Here is an 11,966-nt window from a genome sequence, read left to right as displayed (position 1 = left end):
TATGGTGATACCAATGGTCGGCGTGACCCGCATTGAGGAGTTCCAGGAGCTACGGCCGCTGCTGTTCGCGATCGCCTACCGGATCCTGGGCAGTGTGAGCGAGGCCGAGGACGCCGTCCAGGAGGCCTGGCTGCGCTACGAGGGCTCCGCGACCCAGCCCGAGTCGCCCAAGGCCTTCCTGTCGGCCACGGTGACCCGGATCTCGATCGACGTGCTGCGCTCGGCCCGCGTCCGGCGCGAGGCCTACGTCGGGCCATGGTTCCCCGAACCGCTGCTCACCGACCCCTACCAGGACCCGGAGCGGTCCGCGGAACTGGCCGACTCGGTGTCGATGGCGGCGCTGATCCTGCTGGAGCGGCTCAGCCCGCTCGAGCGTGCGGTCTTCGTGCTACGCGAGGTTTTCGCCTTCAGCTACCGGGAGATCGCCTCCGCCGTGGAGCGGTCGGAGGCGGCCTGCCGCCAGCTCGCGGTGCAGGCGCGCCGCCACATGGACGCGGGCCGGCCCCGCTTCGAGGCGGATCGCCGGTCGCGCGACCAGCTTGCCGAGCGGTTCTTCGACGCGCTCAGTGAGGGGGACGTCGAAGGGCTGCAGAAACTGCTGGCCGCCGATGTCCAGCTGGTCAACGACGGCGCCGGCAAGATCGGGAGTACGCTCCCCATCTTCGGCGTCGCGAAGGTCGCCCGGGTGCTGTCCGTCACCATCCCGCCGTTCGCCCAGATCGGCGCGGTGCTGGAGGCGCACGAGGTGAACGGCCAGCCGGGCGCGATCATCCGCGACCGCGATGGCCGGATCGTCAGCACCTGGACGCTCGACATCCTGGACGGACGTCTCCAGACCATCCGCTCGATCGTCAATCCCGACAAGCTCGGGCACCTCGGCCCCGTCGCCGACACCCATGCGGTCATCCGCGAGAAGAAGCAGACTCGCCGCGGGCAGCAGACGTCATGACGCGGCGCATGTCGAAGACCGCACGCATGGTTCCGCGCAGGGTGCCGGCCCCCTTGGACCGCCCCTTCCTGAGCAGGTAATCAACCTTGGTCTCGGCAATGCGCCAGCCGCCGGCCACGGCACGTAGCACCATCCCCAGTGGGTAACCGAAGCGGCGGTCGGCCGGGCGGAGGTCCAGCAAGGCGGTAGGGCGGGGGCGCAACCAGCTCGGCCATCACCCCCTGTGCTTCACCCTCCAGCACCACTGGCGCTCACGCGCGCGGACGTGTAGGCAGACAACCACGGGCTCCTGGTCGCCGAGTTGCGTAGGCAACACCTCAGCTATCGGCAGCCCGCTGCTTCCGCAGGCGAACCACTCGGCAGCGGCACTTACCAGGTCATCCTTGGTCGCGGCCGCACCGACCAAATCCTTCGTCAGCAGGCTCTGAGGGGGCCGGCCCCCATGACGTGAACGACCAGCCGAACGGGGCGGGGCATTCCCGCCTCGTTCGTCGTTACGGGAGTACAGGGCGTTGGCGGTGACGGTGAGGTCGCGCCGGTCGTTGTGGAAGCTGCAGGTGGCGTAGCCGGGACGTGGCCCTTGTGTCCCCAGACCTGGGTGCCGTACGGAAGGGTGAGCTTTCATCAGGCCGTAGTCCAGGCCGGGGCCGGGCACGGTCTGCTTCATCTGTGCCAGCAGGGAGGCGGGAACGACTTCGTTGCGGGTGAGGAAGTAATAGAAACGGTTGAGGTCGGCGGCGGTGGAGACGATGCCGCCGGCTGCCCAGCGCACCACGGTAGGACAGATCGGTGCGGATCTGGTCGGCCTCGGCCATGGTGCGGGCGAATCCTGCTTGCCATCTCCTGATGTCAGTCGGCTCGGTCGGCCGCTGTGGTCCCGCTACATCTGGTCGAACATGTCGGTGACCTTGCCGAGGACCCGGATCGCTGCCTGGAGGTCCTCCGACGGCACGTCCGACATCGCCTCCTGCCATCGCCGCCGCCAGCGTTCGCGCGCCTCCGCGACCATCTCGCGGCCCTGATCCGTCAGCACGATCTGTATGGCGCGCCGGTCGGTGAGGCTGCGCTCGCGTCTGATCACCCCCCTGTTCTCGAGGGCGTCCAGCATGCCGGTCATAGTCGCCGGGGTGACGTCGGCATAGTCGGCCAATTGCCGGGCGGTGGCCCGCCCCGCGTCGGCCAGACCGTCGAGCGCGCGCAACTGAGTTCCGGACAGGCCGCCGCCACTCTGCTGTTCGCGGCCGCGCTTGCGCCGGAACGCGGCAAACATCGCGGCGACCGCCTGCTCCACCTCGACCTCGGTGCTCATATTCGGATCCTAACCGTCAGGTTCCTAATGATACGAACTCATAGATGTATGGTTCCATAATATATGGAACCTAACTATCGAGCCATGGAGATCTCCTCATGACCGAATCCCTTGCCCCACCGGCGCCCGCGCCGCGGCTCGGCCGCGGTGCCGTGACCGCGGTGGCGGCGGCGCTGATGCTCGGCCTGCTGCTGGGAGCGCTCGACCAGATGATCGTCGCCGCGGTGATGCGGACCGTCGCCGACCAACTCAACGGCCTGACCCTGCAGGCTTGGGCGACGACCGCGTACCTGATCGCCGGGGTGGTGTCCACTCCGCTGTACGGCCGGCTGTCGGATATCTACGGCCGCAAGCCCCTCTACCTGGTCTCGATCTCGCTGTTCCTGCTCGGCTCGCTGCTGTGCGCGGCGGCGCAGTCGATGTACGAACTGGCCGCCTTCCGCGCGGTGCAGGGGCTCGGCGCCGGTGGCCTGATGGCGCTGGCGTTCGCGATCCTGGCCGACATGCTCCCGCCGGAGCGGCGCAGCAAGTACCAGGCATGGTTCGGGGCGGTGTTCGGAATCGCCAGCGTCGCCGGCCCCGTACTCGGCGGCCTGTTCGCCGGCATGGGCAGCTTCCTGGGCATGGCCGGCTGGCGCTGGGCGTTCCTGGTCAACCTGCCGATCGGGCTCGTCGCCCTCGTGCTCGTGGTCACGCTCTACCGGCTGCCGCACACCCGCACCGATCACCGCATCGACTACGGCGGCGCCGTGACGCTGCTGATCGGACTGGTGCCCCTGCTGGTGGTGGCCGAGCAGGGCTCCGGCTGGGGCTGGGAATCGCCGCGCACGCTTGCCCTGATCGGTGTGGGCGTCGCCGGGCTGCTGGGGTTCGTCCTGACCGAACGGCGGATGGGCGATGCGGCGCTGCTGCCGCCGCGGCTGTTCGCCAGCCCGCTGTTCACCATGAGCAACGCGGTAAACGTCGTCGTCGGCATGGGCGTGTTCGGCGGTCTCAGCGTCCTGCCGCTCTACCTGCAGATCGTCAAGGGCCTGTCCCCGACCACGGCGGGACTGATGCTGTTGCCGCAGACCCTGGGAATCGTCGCGGCGGGCCGGCTATGCGGCCCCTTCGTCACCCGTACGGGCCGCTACAAGGGCCTCCTGGTCCTCGGGCTGGCCGTCATGACCGTCTGCGCCCTAGCCTTCGCGCGGTTGACTCCCGGCACGTCCTTGTGGCTTACCGGCCTCATCACCACCGCCATGGGCCTGGGCATCGGCCTGTGCTTCCAAGTCATGCTGATCGCCATCCAGGCGTCCGCTCCCGCGGGCGCCATGGGCGCGGCCAGCGCTTCGTACACCTTCTTCCGCCAAATCGGAGGCACCGCCGGCACCACGCTGTACCTGTCGATCCTGTTCGCGCTGGCCGAGGACCGCATCGCCGCCGCTCTCCGCCGAACGGAAAGCACCCCCGCATTCCAGTCCGCACTGCACGACCCTGCGGTGACCAGCGATCCCGGCGCACAGCACCTGATAGCGAGCCTGCACGGCGGACCGGGCATCGACCTCAACGACACCTCCTACCTCGACCACCTCGACGCCCGCCTGGCCCACCCCGTGCTGGACGGCATGGCCAGCGCGATGAACACCGTCTTCGTCGTGGTCGGCTGCGTTATGGCCGCCGGTCTGGTCCTCGCTCTCTTCCTCAAGGAGAAGACCCGTGATTGACGTGGAGATCTGGTCGGACGTGATGTGTCCCTGGTGCTACATCGGCAAGAAGCGCCTGGATCGAACCCTCGCTCACCTCGATCAAGTTCGCGTCACCTGGCGCAGCTTCGAACTTCGTCCCAGCCAGCCATCAACCCCCGGCGCCACCTTGACCGAGATGATGGCGCAACGCTTCGACCTGGGCACACCGGACCTCACCGCGATGTTTCAGCGGATCCGGCGGCTGGGAGCAGCCGAGGGGCTGGACCTGAACCCCGCCACCGCCCGTCCAGTCAACTCCTTCGACGCCCACCGCCTGATCCACCTGGCCGCCGACCATGACCTGGCCGACATCGTGGTCGAACGCCTCTTCCACGCCCACCTCACCGACAACGTCAACGTCGCCGACCCCGAGATCCTCCAAACCCTCGCCACGCGGGCCGGCCTGCCCGCTCCCGTGACCCGTGCAGTCCTCGACACCGACGCCTACGCCGCCGACGTACGAGCCGACGAGGAACGCGCGACCCGACTCCGCGTCCACCAGGTCCCCACGCTCGTCATCAACGGCACACCCGCCATCTCCGGAACCCCAGAGGTCATCGAACTCCAGACCCTCCTGGCGACCCAGAAACCGGGCCCCGGCACCTTCCGCCCCATCGCGTGAGCGAGTTGGATTCCAACGCTGTTCACCGGAATCCATGGTGGCGGGTCGGCGGCGAGGCGAATGATGATCTCATCGCGGAGGGTGAGCAGTTCGCGGGTGAACAGCCCGAAGATGAGTCCTCCGCCGATGTGCGCTGACATCAGCGTCTGGGATCCGATCCGATCCGGGGCGGTGGCGTCGGGCCTGGGACACCCCAACATCTCCAAGAAAGTCGGAGCGGTTCAAAACCGCCTTCCCCAGACCAACCGGTCGCTCGACCCGAACGGGCGCGCGCGCACAAGATCAGCCGGCATCCGCCACTTGAGGAGAACTTCCAGGGCAGGAGTCGAAAGCAAAGCCTGGTCGCCATTCAACTTGGTCACGATTTCGGTCTGACGGCTCTCCACCGCGGTTTTGATCACGGTCGCCAGTCCGAGCGCAACTCCCGCGATGACCGCGGTGATGATCACCCACTCCACGGCCGACACGCCCCGGCTCGGAGTGAAGCGGGCATGCCGAATTCGCATGCCCAGAAATGCCTGCAACGGATCATCCAGGGACGCTTCATACCCTGCCAACACTTGACGAAGTTGACTGATTACTTAAAGTTAGCCTCCCCGATTCGCGCAAACCAGCGAGACAGGAGAACGGATGGTAGTACGAACCTGGGCGCTTGCCGCCAGGCTGGCAGGCGCTCTGACGCCGGGGCCGACGGCGTACGCCTGGACCGGTGCAGGCTGGCACTGAGGGGCCACGGAGATTCCGGACAGCCGTCTTATGGGCGTAGCCTATGCGGCTGCTTGGGACGAAAGGGACTCGTTGAGCACTTCAAGGGGCGGCCGGTAGCCGAGCGCCGAGTGCAGGCGCCGCCGGTTGTAGAACCCTTCGATGTAGCGGATGACCTGCCGTTTCGCCTTGGCTCGGGTGGTGAAGACGAAGCGGTGCAACCACTCGTTCTTGATCGCGCTGAAGAACGATTCGGCCATCGAATTGTCGTAACAGACCCCGGTGCGGCCGACCGAGCGCCGGATGCCCAGACCGGCCAGGAAGCGGCCAAACTCCTCTGAGGTGTAGTTCGAGCCGCGGTCGGAGTGGAACACCGCATCGGGCTGGAGCAGGCCGGTGCCGGCCGCCATCCGGACCGCGTCCTTGATCAGCTCGGTGCGGTAGTGGTCGGCCATGGCCCAGCCGATGACCGCCTTGCTGTGGCAGTCGATGACGGTCGCCAAGTAGAGGAATCCCTCCCAGGTGGAGATGTAGGTGATGTCGCCGACCAGCTTGGTGCCCGGTTGCTCGGCGGTGAAGTCGCGCCTGCTCAGGTCGGGGATGCCGCGAAAATCGCCCTGCACGGTGGTGACCGGCCGGAAAGCCCGCACCTGAGCCGGGACCAGGCCCTGCTCGCGCATTAACGCCCGGACCAACTCGGCCGAGCAGCGCTCGCCACCGCGCAGCAGGGCGGCGTGCACCCGCCGGTAGCCGTAGGTCTCGTGCGCGTTGGCGAACACCTCGGCCACCAGCCCGGCCAGGAACACGCGGCGTTGCGCGGTGGCCGAGGCCGGCCGCTCACGCCACTCGTAGTAGCCCGAGCGGGACACGTCCAGCCAGACACACATCCGAGCGATCGCATGGTGGGCCTTCTCCGCATCGATCAGCTCGTACTTGGCGAGCGTCATCGTCGGGCGAGAACTGCCTGCGACGCCTCGTCACGTACCTACCTCTTCCAGACTTCTGTCAGCTTATGTAGCCGACTGTCCGGAATCTGCTGGGCACCTCAACCACATCCGCCGCCACGGCGTGGCGCAGGACGGCCGACTCTTCCGCACGGAACGCGGCGGCACCCTCTACAAGTCCGGCTACGTACGGACCTGGAAAACCGCCCGCGCGCTGGCTCTAACGCCTGCGTTGGCCGCTTCCCAACTTGCCAAGCGGCCTTACGATCTCCGTCACGCTGGCGTATCACTACGTCTGAATGCAGGTGTCCCTGCGACCCAAGTGGCTCAATGGGCGGGTCACAGTGTGGAGGTGTTGTTGAAGATCTACGCAAAGTGTATCCACGGGCAAGACCATGTCTGGCGCACCATGCTGGATGGCGCGCTCGGAGAGAGTTCTGGCTTGGAGGTCGACGACGATCGGTAAAGCCCTCCTCGGCCTCTGCGCCATCGAAGCTGACCGCTATTCAGGATGAGAAGCTTATTGACCAGACGCAGACCAGCCATTTGACTGGTCTGCGCCTGGTAGGTACTGCCTTCAGAGGGGCACGGCTTCGGTTGAGGGCGACGGCATCCATGTCTTGCGAGGAAACGGAGACATCCGTGCGGGGTTACTTGTCATCCTTCAGCGCTGTGCCAGACTACTTTGCGTTGCTGCCTGCGACGTGGATGGGACGCAGTTAATGGCTGACATCTTTATCAATTTCCGATCGGATGATACGGCGGCTGCGGCAGCGTTGCTGGACAGTGAGCTATCGAGACGATTCGGGTCAGCTCAGATTTTTTTGGCTAAGAGATCGATCAAGCCAGGCAGGAAATTCTCTGAAGCACTCCTTGGGGCCGTCAGGAACTGCAGCGTACTACTGGCACTTATCGGGCCAAATTGGCTAGCAGGGACGACCACAAAGGGGCAAAGGTTGATTGATGATGAGTCCGATTGGGTTCGCCGGGAAATTATCGAGGCCCTCACCAATGAGGTGCATATAGTGCCCGTTGTTATCGGTCGGCGGACACCATCGTTACGGACACGCGATCTACCTGACGCTCTCACAGCTCTGGCGGCATTGCAAAACCGTCGTATCGACCTAGACGACCCAACTCCCGGCCTGACCCGCCTCGGAGATGATCTAGCCGAACTGATCCCACATCTTGTCGACCAGGGCCGCCCTGAAATAAGACCAGGTCGCGATAGTCCAACCATAGGCACGATTATCTATGGCGCAAACGGGCCGATTCACACTGGCAGTGGGGATCAACACATACGCTACGAAGGTTATCCGCCGGATGGGGGCAGGTGACGATTGTGGGTGAGGCTATCGGCACGATAGTAACTAGGCCGAGTGGCACTACGCATACCGGTAGCGGCAATCAATATGTATACAACGGACCGACTTACATCTCCGATCCACAGTCGCAGCGTCCGGTTCGGTCACCTCGCGCTGCTATCCGCAAAGATCTGAACTGGCTCGATGACCGATTCATTGAACCGGAGAAATATCTAGAGGCAGCTATAAGCTTGCGCGAGTGGAATGTTGTCCTGGTGGCAGGCCAGTCCGGAAGCGGTAGGCGCAGCACAGCCCAGATGCTGCTGCATAACTTGCCAGGCGTGGAGGGTCCATATAGAGAAATACCCTTAGATCCAGCGGAGGACGACAGGGGTCTCGAGGTGCAGTCCGGGGACAGAGTCCTGATCGATGTCTCCTCCGTAAAGGATGAAATGTATCCAGCTCTTTATGACAGATTAGCCGCACGTCAAGCTAACGTCTGTGATGTCGGCGCCTACATGGCAGTCGCCGTTCCGGACGATATCAGCGCTGTGATACACGGTGACCTAGGTCGTCGAATTATCCATATCGAAAAGCCTGCGGCGCAGGTGGTACTCCATCGTTATCTGGCTTGCGATGGTATCGATGTTACGCTCGCCGATCTGGATCATCCAGCACTTCACTCCAAGCCCATGAGGGCCATAGATAGACTCGCGCAGTCGATAGGTGATGCGAAGAATAAGGGTGTCGGAGACATTCGCGACTGGGTTGAGAGCGCTCTTAAGGCTGCTTCGGAACACGCCAAGAATGTTGCTGACCGAGCCGCGAAGATGAAGGGATCGGAGCGCGTACTGTTCCTGGCTGCAGGGGTGTTGAACGACGCGCACGCCGATGCGGTTTACGATGCCGCTCGATCACTTCATGAGCACGTAGATTTGGCTGGCGACGATACGCCACTGTTGGAGCAGGAAGGACTTATACAGCAGCTGGATGGATTTGACGTAACTGTCGACGATACGAGCGGCTGCATCTCCTTTGCAGACTTTGATTACGATGCCATGATTCGTACGTACTTCTGGTCTAACTATCCGGGTCTGCGCATGCAGTTCCGGCAGTGGATCGGGGACGTTGTCAGCCAATCGACGTTGAGTGGCGGCGATCGTGACAGAGTCATCACACGTTTTGCGGAGCAGGCACTGAGGACCGGACGGCCAACGGATCTCACCTCCTTGGCGGAAGGCTGGTCCGCCAAGGGAGCTTCGGCAGCACGCTGGCCGGACGCAGTCAGGGTCCTGCAGTTGGGACTGGAAGATCCACGCCATAGCAGCGTGATCCGCAGGAAGATCAGACAATGGGCGATCCAACAGGACCTCCCGGCCGAGCGAGGCCAAGTGCTGGTAGAGGTCTGCGCGGACGTGCTTGCGCGGAACGACCCGATGAGCGCCGCCATACGCCTACGCCATCTCGCCCGGCAGGCGGACCGAAGAATCTCTGACGCCGCGAGAGAGGCAATCAGTACACTCTGCCGCCAGGATCGCTGGTTCTGCCGGGAGTTTATGCACCTGCTAATCACGCGGATGGATTCCGCGCGGGTCGTCTCGCCGGCCGACATTGAGATTTTTCTGCACGTCACGGATCCGGACGAGTGCGCGGCGATCGTTTCGTCTCCTGGCCTCCGACTGTTGCTGACTCATGGATGGCATTTGGCCATGACCCAAAGCGAGCATCCTACTTGGCGCCAGAACGTCCAGAAATGGCTTGGGGCAGTCAGCGACGCGCGCCTTGATGAAGGCACCCTGGACATTCTCCTCGATGCGGCTGCACGGAAAGATGATGCCTTGAGCCGCCTCTACGCCACAACTGTTCGGTGGCGCCAGGGCCAGGTTACGCACCTACGAGAGCGTATGGCGGTCGCCAACCACTTCTGTCGGCAGATCAATGAACTGCAAGGCCTGTAACGGAGGCCCATGAACGTTAGAAACGTCACGTTGACGAGCATTGCTGTAGTTGCCGCCCTGCTGTTGGTTTTTGCACAGATCGGAGCATGGTCCGTCTGGCTTCGATTACTTCTCATGGTGACGCTCGCCCTCTGCGCTGTCGCGATATGGTTCCTCGTTCCCCGGAGCGAACCGCGAACGCGGGACGATCGGCCGAGCGTTACTACGGTGTTCCATGAGGTGCAAGTCAGTGAAGTCGCTCTACCAAGCTCGCTGCGCGATTACACTTTCAAGTTCTCGGCCACCGTACGATGGCGGAGGCTCCGAAACAGTGCTCATGCAAACCCTGCCGCGCTGGCGATCGAGAACATCACCCAGCGGGCTCGAACCATCGTCTCAGCGGAGATGCCAGAAACAGTTTCTGTCCTTTCGCAACAACTGAATGTGACCCTCGGCGTGCCGAGACCCGATCGTTCAGGTGAGGTCGAGGCAATGGCAAGCGAAGTCTCTCTAAGGCTGCCTTCAGAGGATGTGCAGCGCCTCGAGAAGATGGCCGAGATTCGCAAGCAAGAGGCTCTCTGGGCGGAGCAACGGCGTTACGAGAAGAATCGGCGCGAGTACTTGGGCGAGGACGTACTGAAATCCCCCGGAAGCGCAGTTGTCTGGTGGCTGGCAACGAAAGAAGAAGGGGTGGACCAAGCTGCTGCTCTGATCGATACCCTTGCGCGACTATCGGCTGCTGCGAACGACGATGAATCAATTCGCGGTGAATTTATCCGCAAGGCGAACGGAGGCGGTCACGTCGATACGGACTTAACAGCCGCCGACTGCCTCGAGAACTTGATGGCCCGAATGAACCTGGCTGCGGACAGCGACGAGGGGATCACTTTTGTGGACCGGGTGGCCAACTACATGGAGAAGGCAGACCGAAGCGAGCACGCGGAGGAGATTCGCCGTAAGTTCGGAATCCATACTCCATGGGAGGAACTCGAGGGCGTCGACGAGGAATCTATGCAGGAGGAGAACGATCCAGACTCGCAGTGAGAGAGACATCCTGCGCCCTGAGCCGGCTGTATACCGCATCGAAAGTCAAACCTGACACGAATCCGATCGGGAGAATGAAGAAGAGGAGTCGGCGAGACCCTTCTGCGGTAAGAATGTCTGGGGTCGTGGTCAGTTGGGCAGCGAGGAAGAGGAGGGCGGTGATGGCTCCGGCGGCTGAGCCCAGTACGGCGGTACGTACCCAATTCTTGACGACATCGAAGGCGTTGCGCATGATCGCGCCACAGCCTGCTGCGAGAAGAGGGGCACCTACCAGCGCGGTGATCCCGAGAGCAGTTCCCGGTGGTTGAGAGTAGGACAGCGGGATCGCGGCCAATGCCAGCAGTAGGAACAGCACTCCCACCGCGAGACTTACCGTTGCGCGCCACCCTGCACGTTGTTGTTCGGCCTCGGCTTCTTGGAGCCGTGATGTGCGGAGATCGCACTGACGGCTGAGCGACGCTACAAGCCGGGTGGGGGACTGAGCCTGCCAAGCTTCGGCCATGGCATAGGCGTCTTCGTCGCTGACAAGATCGTGTGCTTCAGCGAAGCGTCGCCAAACGCGCTGGGCGGCGCCTCCCAGTGAGGCTGCCGCGACGATGGGAATCCCGCGGGAAATGGCGATCAAACCCGCTGTGAATGCCGAACGGCCTCCTCCGATGATCAGCACGCCGTCAGCAGACAGCAGTGCTCGATAGTAACCAACCTCCCAGTCGTCGCCTGGGTCCGGTCGTACATCGAAGCAGTCTCGGAAGGCGATGATCTCGGCGAAATCTGCTTCCTTCCCGAAGCGGCTGTGAACCTCAATGGATCGCAGCTCTGCGGAGCCCGAGCCGATATAGCCCTTGACCACGCTAGATTCGATGAAATCGGGGTGGCTAGAGAAGACAGCGATCCTGAAACTGTTGATCGCCAGCTCGCGCCCCAGGGACTCGGCAGCCGAGATCATCTGGGCAACGTCTGCTAGCGGTGGCTCATAGCTGCGTTGCGGCGACGCGCTGCCAACTACGGCAATCAGTGGGCCCATGAGCCCTGATTTTCGGTGCCGATGAGGGGACTCGCAAGGCGGAGCAGGTGGCCGTTCTTCGTGTACCTGGCACTCCTTGCCTCCGTCGTCGCCTACGTCTTGGTGTTCAAGGTCCCCGAGTGGGGGAACGAGGAGTTGATCAACTGGAGGAGCGGGCCAGCGTGCTCCTGCTCCCACCCGACGCGGACCACGATCTACGAGCTGTGCAAGGCACGGTGGGCCTGCAGCCGGGCAACAGTAATCATTGCGACTATCTCTGGTCCGCATGTCCCTTCTCATCGAGCTGCCCGACGCCGAGATCACGCACTACACGAGTCCGCCGCGATCGAGGGCGTGGAAGGTGGCAAGATCGCCGGCACCGGATACGTCAATCCGAACGGATCATGGCGGGACGGGTTTAG

The 11,966-nt window shown here is 63.4% G+C and carries 12 protein-coding genes; 7 read left to right on the top strand and 5 right to left on the bottom strand.

Annotated elements, in window-relative coordinates; all coding sequences use genetic code 11:
- The first annotated feature begins 22 nt into the window (after positions 1 to 22).
- The gene (locus FAF44_RS05685; RefSeq protein WP_237101937.1) at positions 23 to 949 is read left to right on the top strand and encodes an RNA polymerase sigma-70 factor; all 927 of its coding nucleotides are present in this window, start codon (positions 23 to 25) and stop codon (positions 947 to 949) included.
- Positions 950 to 1,163: 214 nt separating this feature from the next.
- Here FAF44_RS05685 and FAF44_RS05680 read toward each other — a convergent pair whose 3' ends face one another.
- Together FAF44_RS05680 and FAF44_RS05675 are read right to left on the bottom strand one after the other, a co-directional pair.
- Positions 1,164 to 1,802, bottom strand: a complete 639-nt coding sequence (locus FAF44_RS05680) for a serine hydrolase (RefSeq protein WP_272894111.1) — start codon at positions 1,800 to 1,802, stop codon at positions 1,164 to 1,166.
- A 27-nt stretch (positions 1,803 to 1,829) separates the two neighbouring features.
- Complete coding sequence (locus tag FAF44_RS05675; RefSeq protein WP_237101936.1) at positions 1,830 to 2,258, bottom strand: MarR family winged helix-turn-helix transcriptional regulator; 429 nt, start codon at positions 2,256 to 2,258, stop codon at positions 1,830 to 1,832.
- 161 nt (positions 2,259 to 2,419) lie between these two features.
- Between FAF44_RS05675 and FAF44_RS05670 the strand changes: the two genes are divergently transcribed.
- The 3 genes from FAF44_RS05670 to FAF44_RS05660 are packed head-to-tail and all read left to right on the top strand — an operon-like array spanning position 2,420 to position 4,744.
- Positions 2,420 to 3,964 carry an MDR family MFS transporter gene (locus FAF44_RS05670; protein ID WP_237101935.1) on the top strand — a complete coding sequence of 515 codons (1,545 nt, stop codon included), beginning with the start codon at positions 2,420 to 2,422 and terminating at the stop codon, positions 3,962 to 3,964.
- Positions 3,957 to 4,607 carry a DsbA family oxidoreductase gene (locus FAF44_RS05665; protein WP_237101934.1) on the top strand — a complete coding sequence of 217 codons (651 nt, stop codon included), beginning with the start codon at positions 3,957 to 3,959 and terminating at the stop codon, positions 4,605 to 4,607. Before FAF44_RS05670 ends, FAF44_RS05665 begins: the two co-directional genes overlap by 8 nt.
- Complete coding sequence (locus FAF44_RS05660) at positions 4,604 to 4,744, top strand: hypothetical protein (protein WP_237101933.1); 141 nt, start codon at positions 4,604 to 4,606, stop codon at positions 4,742 to 4,744. The genes FAF44_RS05665 and FAF44_RS05660 overlap by 4 nt, the downstream gene beginning before the upstream one ends.
- A gap of 84 nt (positions 4,745 to 4,828) precedes the next feature.
- On the opposite strand, the gene FAF44_RS05655 is transcribed toward FAF44_RS05660, so the two are convergent.
- Together FAF44_RS05655 and FAF44_RS05650 are read right to left on the bottom strand one after the other, a co-directional pair.
- A complete protein-coding gene (locus FAF44_RS05655) occupies positions 4,829 to 5,167 on the bottom strand; it encodes a hypothetical protein (RefSeq protein WP_237101932.1) in 339 nt (112 codons plus the stop codon).
- A 207-nt stretch (positions 5,168 to 5,374) separates the two neighbouring features.
- A complete protein-coding gene (locus FAF44_RS05650) occupies positions 5,375 to 6,259 on the bottom strand; it encodes an IS3 family transposase (protein ID WP_237101931.1) in 885 nt (294 codons plus the stop codon).
- A gap of 719 nt (positions 6,260 to 6,978) precedes the next feature.
- Here FAF44_RS05650 and FAF44_RS56320 point away from each other — a divergent pair.
- From FAF44_RS56320 to FAF44_RS05635, 3 genes are all read left to right on the top strand, one after another.
- Positions 6,979 to 7,593 (top strand): toll/interleukin-1 receptor domain-containing protein, encoded by a 615-nt coding sequence (locus tag FAF44_RS56320; protein WP_368857753.1) that lies wholly within the window; start codon positions 6,979 to 6,981, stop codon positions 7,591 to 7,593.
- 368 nt (positions 7,594 to 7,961) lie between these two features.
- The gene (locus FAF44_RS05640; protein ID WP_237101930.1) at positions 7,962 to 9,518 is read left to right on the top strand and encodes a hypothetical protein; all 1,557 of its coding nucleotides are present in this window, start codon (positions 7,962 to 7,964) and stop codon (positions 9,516 to 9,518) included.
- A gap of 207 nt (positions 9,519 to 9,725) precedes the next feature.
- Positions 9,726 to 10,541 (top strand): hypothetical protein, encoded by an 816-nt coding sequence (locus tag FAF44_RS05635; protein ID WP_237101929.1) that lies wholly within the window; start codon positions 9,726 to 9,728, stop codon positions 10,539 to 10,541.
- Here FAF44_RS05635 and FAF44_RS05630 read toward each other — a convergent pair.
- Positions 10,507 to 11,565, bottom strand: a complete 1,059-nt coding sequence (locus FAF44_RS05630; RefSeq protein WP_237101928.1) for a hypothetical protein — start codon at positions 11,563 to 11,565, stop codon at positions 10,507 to 10,509. The genes FAF44_RS05635 and FAF44_RS05630 overlap by 35 nt on opposite strands.
- Positions 11,566 to 11,966: the final 401 nt, after the last annotated feature.

It is taken from the genome of Nonomuraea sp. MG754425, assembly GCF_021699195.1.
GTDB lineage: Bacteria > Actinomycetota > Actinomycetes > Streptosporangiales > Streptosporangiaceae > Nonomuraea.
Note: the sequence above shows the minus strand (reverse complement) of the source record. Positions and strands in the feature narration are given on the sequence as shown.